The sequence below is a fragment of the Salinisphaera sp. G21_0 genome (genome assembly GCF_017744115.1).
Classification (GTDB): Bacteria; Pseudomonadota; Gammaproteobacteria; order Pseudomonadales; family Endozoicomonadaceae; genus Endozoicomonas.
On sequence record NZ_JAGHQW010000065.1, the window covers coordinates 1 to 21,306 of the forward strand.

The window sequence follows — 21,306 nt, forward strand, 5'->3', positions numbered from 1 at the left end:
GGCTAAGCAGCGCCACCCGGAGCGTTGGGGTAAAAGGGCAACCCGTAACTGGGACCTGGAAGATGAAGTCTGGCTGAATCCAGACCGGTCAGTTGCCGGACAGCTAAGGCAAGCTGTGTGAGTTGAGACGACAACTATGTTGACAAACACCGGTATCGATCCGGCTCAGGAAGCAAATGTATAGTCCCCCTGGAACTCCGGGCAGGGATTGTTGAAGGGTTCTGGTTACCCAGGGCGGCAAAGCAAGCGGCGTGGATGGTGGCTCAGTTGCCACCAACCGAAGTTTCAAGCCTTCTTGAGTTGCTGGGAAATATGAAGCCGTCGGCCAGTACTTTGGATCGTCTTCCTGCAAAACTCAGTGAACGGTGGGAGCAGTATCTTGAACCTTTTGAGTATATTTTGGCAAGAAATAAAGGACACCTAAAATTTGACTAATCGGCCACACCGTCTATTTTACTTCTGAAGCCTCTCAAGGGCATTACGGACATATACCCAGTAACCATATACCCAGTAACCAATAAAAATGACATGACAACTGCCCGAAAAAACCTCATAGATCCAGCCAGTACGCCCTACTACCACTGCATGGCACGCTGTGTTCGCAGGGCTTTCCTATGCGGCAAAGACAATTTTTCAGGCAAAAACTATGAGCATCGCAGGCAGTGGGTGGTTGATCGGTTGAAAGCACTTTCTGGTATTTTTGCTCTGGAAGTCTGTGCTTATGCGGTTATGTCGAATCATTATCATGTGGTGCTCCATATCAATAGTCAGCAAGCCAAAAAATGGGACACCAAAGAAGTCTTACAACGCTGGACGCAGCTTTTTTCAGGCCCGCACCTGGTTCAGCGTTATCTTGTCGGCGATCAGCTGGGCAAAGCAGAGCTGCTGCGTGTCGAAGAATATGCCCAGGAGTACCGCAGTCGTTTAATGGATATCAGCTGGTTCATGCGCTGTCTCAACGAATACTTAGCCCGGCTGGCCAATAAAGAGGATGAGTGCAAAGGGCGCTTTTGGGAAGGTCGTTACAAAAGTCAGGCCCTGCTAGATGAGGCCGCATTGCTGACTTGCATGACCTATGTCGACTTAAACCCCATCCGGGCAAAAATTGCCGCAACGCTGGAAACCTCAGAACATACCTCTATTAAAGAGCGCATTGAGTCATACGACAGTGCAAACGGAAAAAAACAAAAGTCACACTTGAAACCGTTAAAAGCTCAGGGCCAAAACCCTGAACAGGCGATTCCATACCCACTCAGTAGCTACTTTGAACTGGTTGACTGGTCTGGCCGAACTATCCGCAAAGGCAAGCGTGGTCGTATAACTGACGATGTACCACCTATCCTGGAGTCCTTGGGTATTGACTCAAATGAATGGCTGGAGACTATGCGCAGGCATAATCGTTTTCACCGCGCAGTCGGCAAGCTGGCTTCACTGAAGGCTTATGCAGAAAGCACCGGAAAATGCTGGGTCCATGGGATGTCTGTGAGCGGTAATCTCTATCCTGCCTGATCAACACATTTTCATTTACTTTAATGTGGCCAGAGTTTTCTGAGAACTCTTTCTTATATTGTCTCGATAGTATCTTCTAACTGGCTGTTGCTGAGCACTTTTTGTCCTCTTCCTGCTTGGTATGAATGAGGACTTTTTAGAACGATCAATGCAAACATTTTTAAAAATCGATAGATGAAATATTCTTTTCACTTTTTAAAAAATGGATGTCCTTTTTATCCTTCTCTTTTTATCTCACTTTTTATCTCAAAAATGGGTGTCCTTTTTATCTTCCAAATATCTTCCAAAAATGGGTGTCCTTTTTATCTTTCTTTTTATCTTTCTTTTTATCTTTCTTTATATCTTTTATGCAACTTTTATCATTTTTTTTGTCTAACGAAACAGGGTTTATGGATCTTTTAAATTCTTCTTTTTGGCGAATCTAATCAAAAGTTCAACTAATAAAAAGACTTTTTAGAGTGGCGAACAACAGTGAAGTACTGGAGTACGAAACTGAAGCAAAGCAGTTTTAAACAGGAATTATCAATATGAACATTTTGAAAATTTTCACACCCAGACCTGTAAGCAGGGGTTATCAGCAATTGCCCCATGAAGACGTCTGCAATGCTTCTACCGAGCCGAAAACCAGCAGTTCATCAGTTTCCCTGGCTCCCTTTGCACACCGTACTCACTCGTCGTCTATTGATCCATCTCAAGGTCTGACCTGCCAAACCCCTGTTGGTAATCGTGCGATTGAGCCGGAAACTGAGCCTCTTTGGCCAAACAAGTCCGTCACGAAAGCCGGGACGAAAGCTCATGGCCAAACCGGAAAAAAAACAAAAGCAGACATTAAACAAGCTACTAAAGACCTCCACAATGCACTCACCTTCACTAAGAATCTGGAGGAGCTGACCAATGATGATATCCTCGCACTGATTGAAAGAGGGGCTAAAATCAATGCGAAAACCAAAAACTATGGCGAAGAGACAGCTCTCCATATAGCCGCTTTACGTGGCAGTAAAAGAATAATTGAACTGCTTGTTAACAAGGGTGCTGACGTTAACGCCAAAACTTCTTATGGCTGGACAGCTATACGGTGTGCTCACAAGAATGGACCCATTACGCCCCTGATCCGCTGTATGGTAAATGCCGGGCTTAAAATTGATGCGATGTGTGATAATTCCGGTTCAACGATGCTTGCTCATGCGGCCAGGGAGGGTTGCTGGGAGCTGGTTGAATTTTTATTGGATAAAGGTGCCAAGGTGAACACTGAGATTAATATCAAGGGAACGGCACTCCACCTTGCAGTTCTTCAGGGTCGGCCAGATATCATTAAGATGTTGATGAACCATGGGGCAAACATCAACGTCAGGAATCATCATAAGGGGAAGTCGGTTCTTCACTTTGCAGCTCGTCTGGGGCGACCAGAAATCATTGAACAGTTGATAGATCATGGGGCAGACATCAGCGCCAGAGATAATAAGGGGAAAACAGTTCTTCACGATGCAGCTCGTCAGGATCAGCCAGATATCATTGACCAGTTGATGAATTATGGGGCAGACATCAACGCCAGAGATAATAAGGGGAGGATGCTTCTTCACCTTGTGGCTGCATCAGGTCAGCAGGCCATCCTGGATAAATTGCTTCAGCTTAACGTCGACGTCAACGCCCGGGATAACAATGGTTGGACGCCACTCTACCTGCTCACCTGCACCAATGGTCAGCTGGATACCATTAAATATTTCATGAGCGCATTGATTAAAAAACAGGCTGACATCAATCATCAGGACAGCGATGGGAGAACCCCCCTCAACTTTTTAGTAAAGAGCCTTAGCAATCAGAAAGCCATTAAGCATGTTATTGATACCTTGGTTCTGCACGGGGCTGATGTTAACGCCAGTGATTCACGCGGGCTTACGCCACTCCACTTTGCTGCTGCCCATAGCAAGCTGGACGTTTTTAACCACCTGCTTGTGAAAGGGGCCAACATGAGCGTCAGGACCAACACTGGCCTGATGGTTCTGGACGTCGCCAGGTCCAATGGCCAAAACACAGCCAAAATGCTGGAGAGCCTTTACAATGCCAAATTTGATGTTCATGCACCCTGCACCTCTGAAGGTGCAACGATGCTTGTTTGTGCCGTACAAAACAGGCAATGGAAACTGGTCGACGCTTTAATATCAGATGGGGCTGACATCGATGCATGGAAACATGAAGCAACCCGGATTACTTCCCTTCACGACGCGGCTTTAAAGGACCGAAAAGATACTGTGAGTGAGCTGCTAAAGAGAAATGCTAACCCCGGTTTACCAAGTATACGTGGGCTTTCAGCTATCCATTATGCCGTGATGGACAGAGGTTTTGCAGATTTGCCCACTTCGGAAAATCTGGCACATCGACAAAGCATCCTTATCGAACTGATTGAGAGCAAAAAAGTGGACATCAATGCCCGGGATGAACGTGGAATAACAGCACTCCACATTGCAGCGAGTCAAGGCTATTTAGAAATGATTCGGGAACTGCTGAAGCGAGGGGCTGATTTCAATATTCTGGATGAAGACAATATGACAGCTTATGACTACTGCAATAGGATGGTTAGTCGAAGCAGAAGAGAGAGAGTCTGTCTGTTAATGTCAGAATATAAGGCTGATGTGCGAGGAGTCGATTTGAGGAAAGCAGAAGCAGCCGACCAGAAACACACTGCAATCGGGTTAGCGCATAAAGTGAGAGATTTTTTCAAGTCTGAACGAAACCGCTGAGAAACCCTTATTTTCAGGGGTATAGATTATATCTGAACGGTCTAAGTTTAAGCCGTTCGTTTGCAGGAGGCTTCTAAATATCATGTTTAAAAAAAATAGTTAACAGCGGTTGTTGTCATGCTTAATGCACAGTCAGATATTATTAGCCACTCTTTCACAGGCTCTGGTCCCACCTGTTTGCCTGGTGCAGAGGGAGCTGACATCGCCAATGGTGTAATTCCGGTATCAGGCGCTTTAAAAACTCACGCTTTATCTTCAAATCGAAAGTGTGAAACTTCCGGGATTGATTCCACGTTTACTCCTCCTGGCAGTGCCGACCACAAGATCACTGAAACGTTTGCACCGCCATTAAAAATCAGGCGCTGTAGCGATCCGCAGCTAACCGTTCAGCCCTCGGCTATTCCAGACCGGGAACGGTTGGGTGGAAAAGGGATGTTCCTGACCCTGATGAAGAGCGCAGGATTAACGGTCCCGCCATTTCGCTGCATTGATACAAGGATCGTGCAGAATCTTGAGGCGCTTACATTCGATGCCAGCCCATTGCTGGCCACGCTGGATGATGGCCATGAGTTTCCCCATGCAACGGCCACTCTGGTGAATATAAGACAGTGGATTACCCAAATGGCACCAGCAGGTAACCCATCAGGCAATCCAACAACAAGACAACAGCGCTGGCTCGGTGCGCTCTCTTCGTTTATTGCAGGCCCGGATTTTTATCAGCAAATAAGCGCTCTACCCATTGCTAACAAAATACGCACTATTCATAAAGATTTACGCACCGACCTGGCTAAGTCCGACAGCCCGATCATCGTGCGCAGCTCCGGCGTGGCTGAGGACGCCTTTGGTAACGCCCAGGCCGGCAAGTACCAATCCCTGGTGCATAACCAGGCGGATATCGTGGCAACCTGTCTTAAAGTGCTCGCTTCTGCTTACCGTCCCGCGGTTTTTTCCCCAACCGCCCCGCAGGGGATGGCAATTATCCTGCAACAGTGCATTCAATGTCTCGTTGGCGGGGTCGGCATGAGTTATTGCCGCATTGATGACCGCAGGCTGGTGATCGAGTGTGGGCCGGGGCAGCCCAGGACGGTGGTATCCGGTCAACACGGTATCACTCCCCATGGTTATGAGATTAAGCGCAACGGCGAGCAATGGGAGGCCACCTTTAGCCCCGGCAATCCTGAGTATGGATTCATTTTGCGCGCCAATGAACAGGGGGGCTATGAGGAAGAGTGGGTCAAATTTGAACCTGCTGCTGCCACGGCTGAGTTTATTGGCAAAGACCAACTGAGCCGCCTGGTTGAGGGGGGGAAGACGCTGGAAGACGCGTTGTTGTGCCCTGTGGATTTTGAATTTGCCATTGATCCGGATGGCCAGGTCCTTTTTTTGCAGGGACGCCCGATTACCTGCCTGCCCGGCGGCAGCCATTTTTCCATGGCATCTCCCCCCCGGTATCTGGATCAGGGCTCCGTAATCAGCGATGGTTGTGGCTCAGGGCTGGCGCTGGCCATCAGCGGTCCGGTCAACGGGAGCAGTCTGCCGGACAACGTCATCCTTTTTTGTGATCATGGCGGTGACTGGTTACTGGCCCCTGAGGTTCTGAAAAAAATAAAGGGGATTGTCTTCAGAATATGGGCAAATAACGACCACATATCCATCGGCCTGAGGCAGGCAGGCATACCCTGTGTCGGGGTGAAGCAGCCGCAATGGTGGCCCGATAATGATGCGCAGGAATGGGTAACGCTGGTGTGTGGGAAGTTTCAGAAAGAGTCCGGCGGTTTTTTATTGCCGGGTGATCGGGAACAGGAGTTGTTGAATTTCAGTGGCGAATCGGCCACCCCTGATTATCAAACCGCGCAGGCTGCCCAGCAGGCATACCAGCCTGCGGAGCCGGAAAAAGAGCCGTCGGTAGCACGTTTGTTCTCATGGCTGTGTGAGCAAAACACCAGGCTTCTGGATTTTCTCGGGACTGAGCGACTGGTTCATTTATGCCTGTCCAAAACCGGCGCTGTCCAGCTGAGCATGCACCCCGGGCGACAAGAGATTTTGCAGGGATGTGTTCAGGAGATCGACAACTTTATGCAAGAGATTGCGGCTTTCCTCTCTGGCTACGAACGGTTTTTAATGCTGGGAGCAGCCGCCGATCCTGATCTTGAGCAGCAATACCATGAGGAGTTAACACAGCTTCGCGAACAACTGGCGCTGGTGCAAACAAAGGTTAAACAAACCCTTGCCCAGGTCACAAGGCCATTTCTGCCTGGCAGGGAGTTACCGGCCTCAGGTTCGGATTTTCAACAATGGCTGGCCCATTGCCAGTTATTAAAAGACCACCTGCAACGGCTTGAGTCTGTTCATCAGGTGCACAACATCGAGAGCGTTCATGAACTGATTCTATGGTTGCACAAATGTTTTCTCACCAGGCTCTGGCCCGTGGCCACCGCTTCAGGGCAGGGTGAAGTAAGCACAATAAGGAGGCCTATCTTTGGAAGTATCGATATTGTTGATTTCTCAACGTCTCAGGAAGAACCATTATTCGATGACACTTGCCGTGAGGCACTCAGGCAATTACGGGCCGAAAGAGTGACCGCTCTCAATATGCCAGATTGTACCCGGTTGTCGATTCAGCTTGAGCAACATGCGTGCACCATCGACCTGTTGGAACAAGCCGACGGTGGTAAACAACGGACTTTTCGGATGTGTTACTCTGAGGCGCTGGCCAATTCATTGAAAGAAACCCTGAGCGGAAAGTTCAAGCGACTGTGGTTTTTGGCGCAAACGCTGTCTCACTATTGGAAAAATAGCGGTTTCAATGCACCGGACATTCATTTCAATGAACAGACAGGCCAGACCCTCTTTGAACTCACCCATCTTCCTGACAAAAAAGATTTGCAGCACATGTTTGTGGACATTCTGAGTGTGTTGCACATCCTGTTCAATATGGATTTTTTGTTGGGGCCATTACATCTGGACGAAAGTCAGACAAACTGGAATATGGCCACAATCAGGGAAAGGCTGAATAATCCCGCTTTCGCTGCAACCAATCGATTAGCCCTGGAGCATATCTACTGGTGCTCCGCTTACTCTCGCACAAAATCACTGATGAGCCACTGCACCCGGGACAGGGCGATCCGTCACCTGGTTGAAACGGCGCTGATCTTTTCTCAGGCTCCCATCAACTGTATTGAAGAAGCGTTGAACGATCAACTCGATACGCACAGTCAGAAAATACTCTGGCATTGGCTACTTTCTGATCCAGCCAAAGCCAGCCCCCTGGTGAACAAATACGTTAACTGGTTAGCTGACGAGACAACGGCCATGCGTCTGGTGTCGCAAAATGGCCATATCCTGAAATACCTTGCTCCTGAACTACGCAATCAGCGGGCAATGGTTTTTACCGCCATCAAAAGCCACCCTGGCGCTATTGTCGATGTGCCGGAATCCTTTAAAAACGATATTGAAATTATGTCTTATGCCCTGGCAAATACAAAGGACCCGGAAACCACAATTGCCCTTATAGGGCCAGAGCTATTATCAAATCCTGAACTTTTCCGATGCTTGTTAACCACAGCAGTTGAAAACACATCACAGGCTCTTTCCTGTAATGCGGCAACTGAGTATCTGGAACAACATCCTGAATTCTATAAAGAGCTTCTTCTGTTGGCGCTGAAGTGCAATGAGAAAGATGATTCCTATCTATTATTTCACCACAATTTCAGGAAAAACCTGCTTAACAACCGTCATCTTTATCGGAAACTTGCCTTAAAAGCACTGGCAAACCCCGGAATAAGCGGTGAGCTAAGATGTTTTCCGGAATTGAATAATGATCGAGAAGTAGTATTCACGGCGGTTGGCTCAGAACCCTTATCATTAAAATATGCCGGACCTGAACTTCAGGCAGATAAAGAAGTGGTCAAAAAAGCTGTCGGGATCGATGGTAGCGTTCTGAAATTTGCCAGTGAAGGGCTTAAGGATGATGAAGACATCGTATTGGCCGCTGTCAAAAATTGTGGGGTTGCTCTGCTATACGCCAGTGAACGGTTAAAAGCTGATCGAACAATTGTTAAAGCGGCGCTGAAAAATAACGCCAGGGCGCTACAGTATGCTGATAAACAATTAAAACATCATCCGTACTACGTTTGGCTGGCTGTCAGTCATCATCATCCTTATCTTGATAAAGAGCGGTGTGGAGATAAGGAACTATTGACCATTGTCTTATCAAAAGACCCCTTGCTCTTTAAAACACTCGCCAATCTAAAATGGAGAGACGATGAAGAGTTGGTGCAACTGGCTGTGCAAGGTCACGGTAGCATTCTCAAGTATGCCAGTTGCAGGCTACGCAGGCACGAGCCAACTGTCCGGCTGGCAGTTCAACACGATGGTATGGCGCTTGAGCATGCCAGCCCGGAACTGCGAGACAATAAAGCGCTGGTCAAACTGGCGGTGAAAAATGACGGCATGGCGCTGGAGTTTGCCAGTGACCTGCTTCAGGATTGCCCGGAGGTGGTCAAACTTGCCCTGCACCAAAATCCGTTGGCGCTTCAGTTTGCCAGTGACCATTGCCGCAATGACCCGGAGCTGGCCAACATCGCCTTGCAGTACAATGGTGTTACTTTGCAGTACGTTGACCGTTTATTACAAGGCAAACCCGAGATCATTACGGCAGCGATGAACCATGTCGGGCCTGTTGCGCTAAGGTACTATCAACATTTTCATAATGGCCCGTGTGCCTCTGGCAATCACGACCCATCCCTCATAGAGTGTTGTCCATAAGCGCATAACTGGTAAAAGTCAGTTGTCCAATACTTCAGTTATTTAACTGGCGTAAAAAATACTTTGTTCAGTGCAACTTTTATCTTGTTTTTTGTCCAATGATTCAATTTGGTAACTCGCAGCCTGGATAGCCTCGGTCAACCAATAACAGCCAATAATAACGTAGCGCTATAGCACTGAAATGAATTAACGCATTTTCAAACAGGAATTATCAATATGAACACTGTCAAAGCATTCAGTTCTGCAAGACCGGTTTATCAGCAATTCGACAATGAAGAAAACTGCGTTGCCTCTAATCGGCCTGCAACTGGCGGTTCAACAGTTTCCCTTGCTCCCTCTAAACAACCTGGTCACACACCACAAATTGATCCATCTCAAAATCTGCCTCGGCAAACGCTTGTCTGTAATCGTGAAGTTGAGATTAAAACCGAGTCCCTTTGCCCCAAAAAATCCACGAATGACGGGGTGAAAGATCATGAGCATACCGTCCATATTAAAAAATCCGAAATAAAAAGGGTGACCATGGAGCTTCACAGGGCAATCACCAACACCGAGAATCCGGAGGATCTGACCAATGACGACATCCTTGCCCTGATTGCACAAGGGGCAAATGTCAACGCCAAAACCAAACTCAGTGGCAAGAAAACCGCTCTCCATCTTGCCGCTATACATGGCAATCAGAGAATCATTGAACTGCTTGTTAACGAGGCCAAGGCTGACGTTAACCTCAAAGATGATTATGGCAGGACAGTAATGGAGTGTGCATTCCAATATGGCACCAATATTACGCCCCTGATCCCCTGTATGGTAAAAGCCGGATTCGACATTCATGCCGATTGTGGTGGTAACGGGGCAGGAACCATGCTTGCTCATGCGGCCAGGGAAAAAAACTGGGGGCTGGTGGAGTATTTATTAGCCAATGGTGCCGATCCTAACGACCGGATCAACAAACATGAAACAGCACTCCACCTTGCGGTTCGTCTGGGTAAGCCGGAAATAATTGACATGCTGATGAAGTATAAGGCAGACATCAACGCTAAGACCAAAGATGAAGGAAGGACAGCTCTTCACCTTGTGGCTCAATCTGGCCAACGGGACATCCTGGATAAGCTGCTTCAGCATCACGCAAATGCCAACGCCCTGGACAACGATGAAAGGACACCACTCTACCTGCTGACTTGTGCCGATGGTCAGCTGAAGACCTTTCAGTATTTCATGGATACCCTGATTAACCTTCAGGATGACGTCGACCATCGGGACATCGGTAGGTCAACTCCCCTCAGCATCTTAGTCAACAGCCTTGAACATCAGGATGCCCTCGAGTATGCCATTAATACCTTGGTTCAACACCGGGCCGATGTTGACGCCCAAAATGGAGGCGGCTATGCGCCTCTCCACTTTGCGGCTATGAATGGCAAGTTGGAGGCCTTTAGCCAATTGATTGAAAAGGAGGCCAACATGTACGCCAAAACTAACCGTGGCAAGATGGTTCTGGACCTCGCCAAGCGCAATGGCCACCACTTCACAGCAAAAATACTGGAGATTCTGGACAATGCCAAATTTGATGTTAGAGCCCCATGTGATTCTGCAGGTGGCAGGACGATTGCGTATGCCATACAAAACAGGCAATGGGAGATGGTTGACTCTTTAATACTTCGTGGGGCTGACATCGATGCATGGAAAAATGAAAAAAGCCAATACACCCCCCTCCACTACGCGGCTTTAATGGACCAGAAAGATATAGTGAGAGAGCTGCTGGACAGGAGCGCTAAGGCCAATTTACGAAATATAGAGGGGAGTACTGCTCTCCATTATGCCGTGTCGGCCCCCGACTGGGACTATCAGGAAGATTGGACAGTTCGACTGGCTATCCTTGCCGATCTGATTGAAAACGGAAAAGTGGAAATCAATGCCCAGAATAATTACGGAGCAACAGCGCTCCACATTGCAGCGAGTCAAGGCAGTATAGATATGATTCGAGAGCTGCTGATGCGAGGGGCTGATTTCAATATTCTGGATGAAAAAAAGATGACAGCTTTTGATCATTGCAGTAAGTATGAATATTTTTGTGGGCTTCCCTTGGAAAAGGTTGGCCGGAAAGTAAAAGCGAATGCTTGTATGTATATGGTAGAACATAATGCTGATGTGCGAGGAGCCGATGTGATGAAAGCCAAAGCAGCCGAAGAGAGGGCAGCAAAAGTAGCCGCCCTGAAAAGCACCCTCAGCGGGTTAGCGCATAAAGTGACAGGGTTGTTTTTCAAGCCTGAATGAAAGCACTGAGACGTCATCATTCCCAAGTGTATAGAGTATAACTGAACGGTTAAAGTTTAAGCCGGAAGCACCATTTTCCAAATAACAACAGTGTTACTACAACTGACCGTCTTGTTACTGACTCATACAAAAGCAACTGGTTAATTATTGAAGCTTATTTCTTCGAAGTTTCTCTTTAATATCGAATTAAAAGCAATATCGAAGCTACCGAGTAGCTTAATTTCATTGGGTACGCTGACCATTCAGTCCCCGGCTATTCCAAACCGGGAACGGTTGGGGGGAAAGGGATGTTCCTGAACCTGATGAAGAGCGCAGGATTAGCTATCCTGGCATATCGCTTGCCAGTGAAACGCTGCGTGCCCATGAGGGTACTGTCCGTCTGGCAGTTCAACAAAATGGTATGGCACTTGTGTATGCCAGCCTGGAACTGCCAGCCAATAAAGAGCTGGTCAACATCGCCTTGCAGAACAATGGTAAAGCCCTTCTCTTAGGTTGGACATTAAGCTTATCCCTCCATTTTCATTGGGGTTCCATCTTTAACTTGTCGAAGAGAGGAGTAGGCGCTTAATGTCTACCCTAAAAAGCGCTTTGATACGTTGGCCCCTCATTACAAAGCAAACCTGAAATCATTGAGGCAGCAATTGATAATATCGGACCTTTTGTTGTGAAGTGTATTCAACAAAAAATTGATTGATACCACCATAATATTTAGAATGCGGAATTGGTATAACCCGGTTTTCAGCTACACGGCAACTTGAAATAGCGTAGCAGGGACGAAAATGGCGGCAAAGGCGGCGGTGGCTCAAGCGATGAGTCATGCTGTGACGCAGACGATGATTCTGAATATGGATCAAAAGATTCATAAGGAAAAGAAAACGCCAGAATAGAATGTGGCCCCGAATCCACTTCATTCGATGATGCGCCGAGATAGCCTCCCTCAGTCTCAACAATAACCACTTCCTTTGGTTGCTCAGTCACATTCTCTCGCCCAAGTAGCGGCTGAGTGACTAATGGGGAGTTTTCCGACGGTTTTGGGCAGCATACCTCCGGCAGGCACGCTTTCACAGACCGTGAATACTTATAGCACCCCTGACACGGATCAGAATTGATAACCTTTTCTGCCGCATTCCGGACAGCCGTAAAAAAATATCCTTTTTCGAAATTCCCAAAAACGTTCATATTAACCTCTAGAGTCCTGCCAGAGCGGAAATTGATATTATTATTTACAAAAAATATTAGACTGCTAATTCCTGAAAAGATTCCATTAAATAAATTTATTTACTATGAACTTTTTATCAATACTAAAGTCCAATAAATTGCAGTGACGCATGTCTGTTGTTTCTTCGTTAAGCAGTCTTTTAGAAAATCCCCAATAACGGATCAGATCACAATATGAATAGTTGCAGTCATTTCAAATAACAATCACTTTTTCCATGAAAATTTAAGGATATCAAAAGAATGAATTTTTGTTCTGGTAAACAGGAAATAACAGCAAGTTTACTGCCTCCTCAAGATAATGGAATGAATCAAAACGCAGATCCGGCTAACTCTGCAGCTTCCGCTAATTTGCGGCATTTTACCGGGATACCTTTGAACAAACTCGGTGATATTTCTACTCATCTGAGCTGTGGCGAGATTTTGGCGTTGCAAAAAGCGTTTGGACAGCTCAACCCGGTGGTTACCTCCCGAGACATTAAGGCAAATTCTCCTTTTAAACGCCTGTATGCCAGCCCTGATGAAGCTCAAACAAAGCAGAACAAACAACCCACCACCCGTCCAAAGGTGTTCTCCGGGGAGATACAAAAGATGATCGAGTGTCCCGTTTATGAACTTGAGCGAAAACGGGTTATTCACCTTAATAGTTGGATCAATAAGCCTATTATCAGCCCCTCGGAGCGTCATGCTTTTCTCTGGAGCGTCAAGGAAGTCCATTGCTTGAGTTGTGATGACAGGGATGACTGGCGGGAGGAGGTCGTACTTAAGAGCGAAGAAGCAATTACCGCCATCTTCAGCACTTCCGGGCGCTATGCGTTGGCTGCGGCAAAAGGATTCTGCAAAGTCTGGGGCTTTGAGGATGGGGCCAGCTGGGTAAAACAAGCAGAGATAAATAATTTAGACAGTATTAAGAATGTTCAATTTTCACCCACGGAGCGGGCACTGGCGATCGCCAGTAGTGACGATGACGACCATGATACATTCATGCTTTGCGTTTATCAGGTTGATCGCGGCTGGGTACAAGAATCCAGGATCCGTGGGGTTAAGGATTTGTCGTTTCAATTCAGCCCTTCTGGCAATGACATTCTGGTCACTTCCAAAAGTGGTGGCACAATGTTTGGCATTGACTACAACGGCAAAGTCAGATGCCAATATTTATATCCAAACTGCAACAACAAGCAGAAAGTGCGTGCTGCCTTCAGTGAGGCTGGAGATCATGCTGCTATCTTCACCGAGACTGTGTATTCAGACGAAAACACTCTGAAAATCATTGGCCGTGTGGGTGACCATTGGCAAGAGGTGGGATCCCTTAACTACCCCAGAGGATTTAAGGTCAACTTCAGTAAGTCAGCACGGCATCTAATGATCCACACTAATGACCAGAAAATCATACTCTGGAGTTTGAACGACAAAGGCATCTATGTTGAAAAGAACGTAATTCATGGCCAGCCGTTATCTGTGTATACGGCATTCAGTGCATCAGAAAACATCTTGCTGACCGCCAATCATAAAAATGGCCTTGTTCAAATCCTGAGTTATAACAACAGTCGGGACCAATGGATAATCAAAGAAAAAGGTTATTATGGTGATGCTGATCTGCAAGTCTGCTTCAGCGATGACCCGGCATCCAATTGTATTATGATCAACGAGCGTAAGAAGGACGGTCAGAACAATGTTCATGTCGTGCATGTTAGCAATGAAGCCCGTTGCCAATTTAAAAAAATCCAGTCAAAAGAGAAAATTTATCATGCCAGCATCAGCCCATCAGGGCGCTATGTTCTGACCACACATGATGGCGGTGAAGGACTAATAGCCATGATCTGGAGTTTTGACAGTGAGGGTAATTCGATGGTCAAAGCCAGGATCTACCGCCCTGCAACTGCCAACAATTATTTCAGTGTCCATAAAGCCATATTCAGCGCTACGGAGCAGATGCTTCGGCTATGCTGGAAATTTCGTTTTTCGACAACGATCATCCTTTGGGGGTGTGATGATAACGGCTTATGGACCGAGAGAGGCGTTATTGACCATGCTGTCAATGAAGTAGACAGCGACGATACTGTCCACAGCCACGCAATGCTCCAGATATTGGCCCGGGACGAGGACGGAGACTTTAAAATCCACGGCTACGACAGCAATGGCCATTGGCGCGAAAAAGCAGTTGGAAACACTGGCACCAAACTCTCTACAGGCAGTTTCAGCCCCTCTGGACGAGTGCTCTTTACCTGTGATGACGACAGAAGTGCCAGCATCTGGAAGACACACCCTCAGAGTAATACCAGGTGAGGGAGGAACTTTTCCCAGTCTACAGCATCAAATGTAGTGGATTGGCCGGAATTATTAACATAAAAAAAACCGACTATTTATATGTTTACTATTCATCCCGGCGCTGCGGGTTATGGGCAAAATTACCATTCGCCAGCCAGTGATCATTCTGTTGTATTTGCTCAAAAAAGGGTGGCAAATTCTACAGACAATCTTCCACAGTTCAGTGAAATCCGTAACGTCACGCCCATCACCGATTGCATCAGCTACCTGAAGCAATCGGCACCACCGGTTGGAGACGCGTTTCATTTATTCGAATCCGGAGACGAGAAGGATGAATTGATCCGTTTCTATCGGCAAAAGACCGGCACCGGGTTTCTTTTTGTTATCCGGCATCCGGACGACCTGGATCATCACCCATTAAGAAGGCTGCACTATTACCCCGTTCCCGGAAGAAAAACCGAACATCCCGGGCTTATTTATCAGTCGTTGCCCATCACCCTGATTTTTGATTGTGACAACCTCAGACCCACACAGCTGGCCTCATTGAATGAGCTGTTGGAGAACCCACCCCGGCTCGATGGCAGGCCCATCAGCAAGACAGTCAGCCGGGTTGTTCTGGCTAAAGAACATTTAATACGCCAGTCTGACGCTCCCGGTCCGGATTTCTGGCGTCGGATATTCGCCTTGAATGGATCTTCTTCAGCACCCTTCAATTCCTCTTGTCCCACCCATGAGGCCGTTGTTCGGTCCGTAAGCCTTCGCACCGAGCCGCCAGAGCCCGGGAGTTTGCAGATTCACTGTGCTGGTCAGGATATCTTTGCCCGTCTGTTTGGCAACCTGACCATCAATAGTGAGGGAGAACAGTATTTCCGCAAAGGGATGATCGACAGTCAGCCAGAACCTGTCACCATCTGCCTGGTGGACCCACCGGACGCCAGGAACCGGTTCTGGCACCGTTTGTCTGACATTCTTGAGCAAGGCTACTTCATCGCCAATGGTGAACGGGTGAAGCTGCCAGCATCACTGGTTTTGCAGCAATATCACACCCCGACAGCCAATATCCGGGCATTCAAACAAGCAGTAAACAGCACACCGGTGTTACCCGAAAAAAGCTGTGGGATTATCAATACCCATAATTTCGACGCGATCTTCAGTGATCTGTCCGCACAGGAAAACACGCTGCAACAGACCGATACCTTTCAGAAGATGACCAGCGAATTTGACCAGCTGTTCATTACCGGTGAGTTGACCGATCAGCAATGGCGGGTCCTGAAACAACGGGCGGAATCACTGCCTGTCCCCCCCAAGTTGGTGACCGGCGCTTTGCCAAAGCCCTCCGGTGACCCTGCTGTCAGGCTGTATACCGGCAATGTTGCCAATATTGCCAGCAACGCCCACGGCTATCACCTGGCTAAAGGGCAGCAATGGGAGGAACTGTGGTTTACCAACAAACTGAAACTTTCCGGTAAAGTGAGTTTCCGGCTGAGCCATTCCCCCTTATTGCTCAAACTGCTTGCGGGTGAACCGGTGGTGCTGACCGGGCTGGAACATGTCCCGGTCCTGGCAGGGCACCTGGAGTCATTGCTGGCACCTGAGCCCTATCTCTGGATTTACGGCCAGAAAATTGCTCTGCCCAATTGTCAGCTCCATATTGTCTGGCCCGGTGACCATTTACCGGACCAGAGTTCCTGGCACCAGCGTTGGCAACAACAGGATACCGGGGATAGTCAGTCAACCAGCCGTGCCGATCCCGCCCAATCCATTATCGCCCGCCATCCCGGGGCTACGGAGCGATTAAGCCGCCTTCTGGAGAGCATTCAGCTCTTGCCCCTGAGCCCGAACAAAAGCTATCCGGTCATTCCGGTTCAGGCACCTTCTGAATTCCTGGCACTGCTTGAGACTCAGCTCCACATTGAACAGAGTCTGGATCGTGCCGAGACTCTTGACCTCTTCCACTGGCGCAAGGCCCTGAATAAGTTACTGGCCCATCCCGTGCGCGGTGATTATGTTATTTACAGTTTTGTCAAAGCACAGATCAGCGCCCGGTTTTCGGATCACATGACAGTGGTTGATCGTGATGGCATTGCAGCCATCCTGGAAACCATGCCTGCCCCGCAGCGCCCACGGGACCTGTTGGCTAATTTCTGGCCGTTAGCCCGTTATATGGCACCTGCACTGGCCGACTGCCTGCCTGCAACTATGCAAAAACGTGCTGCCCACGGCTGTATCGTGAGAATGGCTGCCATTATCAAATCAATATTCTCTGAAGAGGGCATCAAGGCACATCATTTGTCGGTGCTGGGTGGCAACATCCAACCCTGTCACGGCCATCGTCTGCGCCTGCTTTACGATGCCCTGCTGGCCTTTGCCAGAGACAGCCACCACCGGGGGCTCCCGGTGCATCAGCAAGCCATGGTTCTGAACCATCAACTGTCAGCCATTACCCAGTGCCATCCGTCTGAGCCAACCCCGCAGCTACAGCAGCATCTGCTGCGCTACTTTCCTGAACAGCTGCTGACAACCTCGTTGTCATCACTGGCCACGGAGTGGCTACAGGCCAGCCATGGTCATAAACAGCAACAGGCCAGGCGGCTTGAACAGCTTATTGCCATGCTCGATAAGCATAAAATTATTGAGCTGACCGGTCCGGCGGGCACCGGTAAATCCTGTCTGGCCTTGGCTGCCGGGCAGGCAATGCAGAAACTGCAACACGCATCAAAGCATTGGCTGGTTGCGGCCATTGGCGCAAAGCTTGGCCAACAGGCAGTGACAACGCTGACTCTGGGACCAAACACCACATGGGAGTACCTTTACGGCTCCGTGACCCTGAAGAAAAACTGGTTTGGTCACCTGGCTTCTCATTCGCTCCCGGGCCAGCTAACGGATTGGGCCAAAAGTTGTGAACCGGGCCTGCTGGTTATTAATGAAGCCAACCTGGTGCCGCAAGGGCTATTGTCGCCACTGAGTGGCCTGCTGGAATCACCTCCCAGGCTCTGCGTCAATGGCCAGACGATCAGGTTAACAGAGAAACACCGGGTTTTGCTCACCGGTAATCCAGAGAATTATCCGGGGCGGCATCTGGATCCTGAATTGAAAAGCCGGATTCTGAACCTCTATTACCGGCCACTGCCACAGTCCATCCTGACACAAGCCATCATTGAGCCACGTCTGCCGGATGGCTGGCCCAAGGAACTGAGGTCCACCGCTTCGGCCACTATCCTGTCTCTGCTCGCCGAGTATAAAAAACTATTATCCACAGACTATGAGCTGACACCAAGGGATCTGAACGACATCATGGCCCGGTTCAGAATGCTCACTGTTGGTACAGCCTGCCCCGTTAGCAATGAACAAATATTCGCACTGGCTGCCGAAGCGTGCCGGCAAAGTCTGGGCGGGCGGATCGATCAGGACAGGCGATCGGAGTGGCAAGCGCTCAGAGCTTACTGGTGCAGTGGTGGCCAGGCTGACGATCAGGTGCTTGACCGACACCAGCAGGCTTTCCAGCAGTTTTTCAGCCAATTGACAGAGGTGAATCAAAAGCGACCGAAGCCTTTGGTCATCAATACTCCGGCCACCAGAGACTACATAAAAACCTGCTGGCAATTTCTGCAACTCAGGGAACCGGGCAGGGTTGCCATGGTGGTGGAAGGGGCTGCCGGGTGGGGTAAGGATGCCCTGTTACTGCTGACCCTGACCACCTGGCAACAGCAAACCGGTAAAGGCTATCAGCACCTCAATGGGACACCAGACCGGTTTAACCAGTTTGTGCAGGCTTTTAACCGTGCCTGGCGTCTGGGTAAGGTGCTGGTGGTCAGTGAACTCAATATTATTCCTTCCGGGGCATTGGAAGAGTTTCTTAATGACCGCCTGCCACTGCCTCACAAGGCCGGGTTCAAATTGATAGGTACCGTTAATCCGCCCACCTATCCCGGACGAACAGCATTCCCGCCGTCATTGACCAGTCGATTTACCGGCGTTCATATCCACCATGATACCCGGGATGACTACCGGCTCAGGCTGCAAGCCATGGGGGTATCAGAGGAACTGAGTCGGTGGCTGACCGCTTGCGCCCATGGTATTAATGACAATCTCCGGCAGCAATGCCTTCCCCTTGAGCTGACGCTGCCGCAGCTGCTTCAGGTCGCCGATCGATTGACCCGCATCTCTATGGGGCAGTTGCCTGAGTATCTGCGCCGGGAGTGGCGACCCTATTTGAACAGCTGCCAGCCTGAATTTGAATGGCCCTGTATTCCCGGCCAGTCAGCAGAAAAAGAATCTTCCAAAGATTCGGAATCACCGGAGACTTTCAGCCTGGGAATTCCCCCTGAAGTGTCTAAAGAATATTATGTAACCCGGTTTTTTCCTGGTCAGTGGGATAGCGCGCTGTATCGACTGGAACTGTTCACAGTCAGTGTGACCACTGACCAGAATTTAGTGCGAAGCCCGTTGCCAGAGCGTCCTGTCGATCAGAGTTTTCTTTTGCCCATGTTAGCTGGGCGCAGTCATCTGAAAAAGGGTGAAACCACCGGACGCCTGATACTGAAACCGGGCAGCGAATGGCAGCCATTGCCATCACTGACGGCCGCAGACCGTTTAACCGGTCTGCACACCATCCCGGCAGAGGCACCGCTGGAGCTGGCACAGGACAACCAGATTGGCCAGTACTTTATCCGTTCCCGGTTAACCGAACCGGTGGCTGTGGGCTTTATTATCAAACCCGATCCGAAGTACTTTAAGCCGTTAACGTCGGCCGATTCCATCGAAACGCAACCCCGGCAATGCCCATCCCTGATCAAAGTACATCTGGATCAGGAGGTTTTCATCCAGCAACCAACGCACTTTCCGGGCTATCGGAAGTTGCGGGAAATAGGGCAGATAAGGAATCTGTCCGAACGGCTGCTGGCACTGATCGATTGGTTCAGAGCGTTTTCTTACGAACATAGCTTTGCCGAAACCGGCATCAGCCTGGTCAAGCGATTGTTGCAGGAGCAGCAGGGCAGCTGTCGCCACCGCGCATTTCTGTTTCAATTACTCTGTCTTTACTGGGGTATCGAAGCCCGGATAGTAAAATCGGAATCACATGATTTTGTTGAGGTCAGATCCTGCAATGGGTGGCGACTTTGCGATTTATGGGGCATCGAAAGCATTGTCACATACTTACCTGAGCCGAAATGGGAAGGTATTTACTTATCAGTGCCGGTGCCGCCAGTCAACTCACCTGTCGGAAAAGTTACAGGCAGTCATGCCTCCGGCTGGAACCGTATCCTGTCACTGGTCATCTCCCTGTGCCAGCAATGGCAATGTTCTAAATTCGCACTGCCTCAAGAGGCCAATAGCCTTGTCAAAGATGCCGTTCTGGAAGAGTTCCGGAAAAAATTTCGCCCGATCCCCATGAACAGGCGCTTATCAGCCCAACGTTACTATTCGTCGTCAGTAGGCAGAAAACGTATCACAGCATTTGATATTGCCTACAGTCTGGCACCGGAACAGTATCTGCTGGCAGCCAGACACGCCATTGACCATTTTGGTACCCTTGCTCCTCCGGAAAAGAAAGCCATTATTGACTGGAGCCACTGTATGCTCATCAGGTCAAAAGATTATCAATCGCCAAAACAGCACTGCTTCTGTCAGTGGTCGGAATTTGCCTGGCAACTGTATCTGCAAAGCCCGAATGACTTTCCCGTGCTTCCTGTGCAAAGCTTGCAGGCCGTGACCCGGTTCAAGTTTGATCATGATGGTACGGCGCAAAGACTGGAGCAGCGTCTGTTCCGGGTAGAGTCCATCAACAGAACCTGGCTGAAAAATGTCAGGGACAGTTCGGAGGCCGACAACTTTTCCCTGCTGTATGACTGGGAAACATTGCCTCAGATGGCTGTTACCGATGTTTATTGGTGCCATTCCTCCCGGGGCAGACCGGATCTTGCCCGACTGATCCGTGGTGAACCCTGTTTCCCGGAGAAATCAACCTGTTACCTGGAGACCAATACCCTGATGCTTTCCAGTCAGTTGTTGATCAACAGGGCGATGGATGCCCTCAAACTGGCCATCAATCGACAGACGGGGGCTCTGTTTTGTGACGAACTTCCTTATGATCCGACTGCCACGCTCTTTAATGATTACATCGATCATGCAGAACAGAACCGGCAGTTAATTCGCCTGATCAGCGATCAACGCTCTGCTGAAATATATACCCCAGTGATATGCCAAGACCTGGAAAAATTCCGGGTGTTAATCGTCGGCAACTTCTGTGACCAGGTCACCATCTTTGAAAGTCCGGCAGGGCAAAATTTCAACCTGATCGGCAGTGGGATTTTTTCTCCGGGTATCGCTCTGAATTGCCAGGAGTCACTGAATCAAATAAAACGCTTAATCAATGAGCCTGATGCCACCACTCTTTAACCGCAAATAACAGTACCAAATCAGGGAGGAACTTTTCCCGCTTTACACCATCAAAGTTGACTGACGGACCGAAATTGCTATTAGAAAAGTACTATTTTCATGTTTCCTGTTCAGCCCAGAGCCGTAGCTAATGCACACA

The 21,306-nt window shown here is 48.9% G+C and carries 7 protein-coding genes; all 7 read left to right on the plus strand.

Translation table 11 applies throughout. The features are described 5' to 3' along the window. The first annotated feature begins 528 nt into the window (after positions 1 to 528). The 7 genes from J7439_RS21845 (at position 529) to J7439_RS21875 (ending at position 21,167) form a co-directional block, all read left to right on the plus strand. Positions 529 to 1,509, plus strand: a complete 981-nt coding sequence (locus tag J7439_RS21845; protein ID WP_209204113.1) for a transposase — start codon at positions 529 to 531, stop codon at positions 1,507 to 1,509. Between the two features lie 527 nt (positions 1,510 to 2,036). Next, positions 2,037 to 4,247: an ankyrin repeat domain-containing protein gene (locus J7439_RS21850; protein WP_209204114.1), complete on the plus strand. Its 2,211-nt coding sequence runs from the start codon at positions 2,037 to 2,039 to the stop codon at positions 4,245 to 4,247. A 177-nt stretch (positions 4,248 to 4,424) separates the two neighbouring features. Further along, positions 4,425 to 9,014, plus strand: a complete 4,590-nt coding sequence (locus J7439_RS21855; RefSeq protein WP_209204115.1) for a DUF4116 domain-containing protein — start codon at positions 4,425 to 4,427, stop codon at positions 9,012 to 9,014. Between the two features lie 216 nt (positions 9,015 to 9,230). Further along, a complete protein-coding gene (locus tag J7439_RS21860; RefSeq protein WP_209204116.1) occupies positions 9,231 to 11,285 on the plus strand; it encodes an ankyrin repeat domain-containing protein in 2,055 nt (684 codons plus the stop codon). 379 nt (positions 11,286 to 11,664) lie between these two features. Next, complete coding sequence (locus J7439_RS27295; RefSeq protein WP_353623102.1) at positions 11,665 to 11,853, plus strand: DUF4116 domain-containing protein; 189 nt, start codon at positions 11,665 to 11,667, stop codon at positions 11,851 to 11,853. An 890-nt stretch (positions 11,854 to 12,743) separates the two neighbouring features. Next, positions 12,744 to 14,786 (plus strand): WD40 repeat domain-containing protein, encoded by a 2,043-nt coding sequence (locus tag J7439_RS21870; protein ID WP_209204118.1) that lies wholly within the window; start codon positions 12,744 to 12,746, stop codon positions 14,784 to 14,786. Positions 14,787 to 14,867: 81 nt separating this feature from the next. Next, positions 14,868 to 21,167, plus strand: coding sequence for a transglutaminase-like domain-containing protein (locus J7439_RS21875; RefSeq protein WP_209204119.1), 6,300 nt, complete (start codon positions 14,868 to 14,870; stop codon positions 21,165 to 21,167). Positions 21,168 to 21,306: the final 139 nt, after the last annotated feature.

Excerpts from the sequence above, each read along its gene's own strand:
- J7439_RS21875 (WP_209204119.1), top strand. The coding sequence starts at position 14,868 with ATGTTTACTATTCATCCCGGCGCTGCGGGTTATGGGCAAAATTACCAT.
- J7439_RS21870 (WP_209204118.1), top strand. The coding sequence starts at position 12,744 with ATGAATTTTTGTTCTGGTAAACAGGAAATAACAGCAAGTTTACTGCCT.
- J7439_RS21860 (WP_209204116.1), top strand. The coding sequence starts at position 9,231 with ATGAACACTGTCAAAGCATTCAGTTCTGCAAGACCGGTTTATCAGCAA.
- J7439_RS21850 (WP_209204114.1), top strand. The coding sequence starts at position 2,037 with ATGAACATTTTGAAAATTTTCACACCCAGACCTGTAAGCAGGGGTTAT.
- J7439_RS21845 (WP_209204113.1), top strand. The coding sequence starts at position 529 with ATGACAACTGCCCGAAAAAACCTCATAGATCCAGCCAGTACGCCCTAC.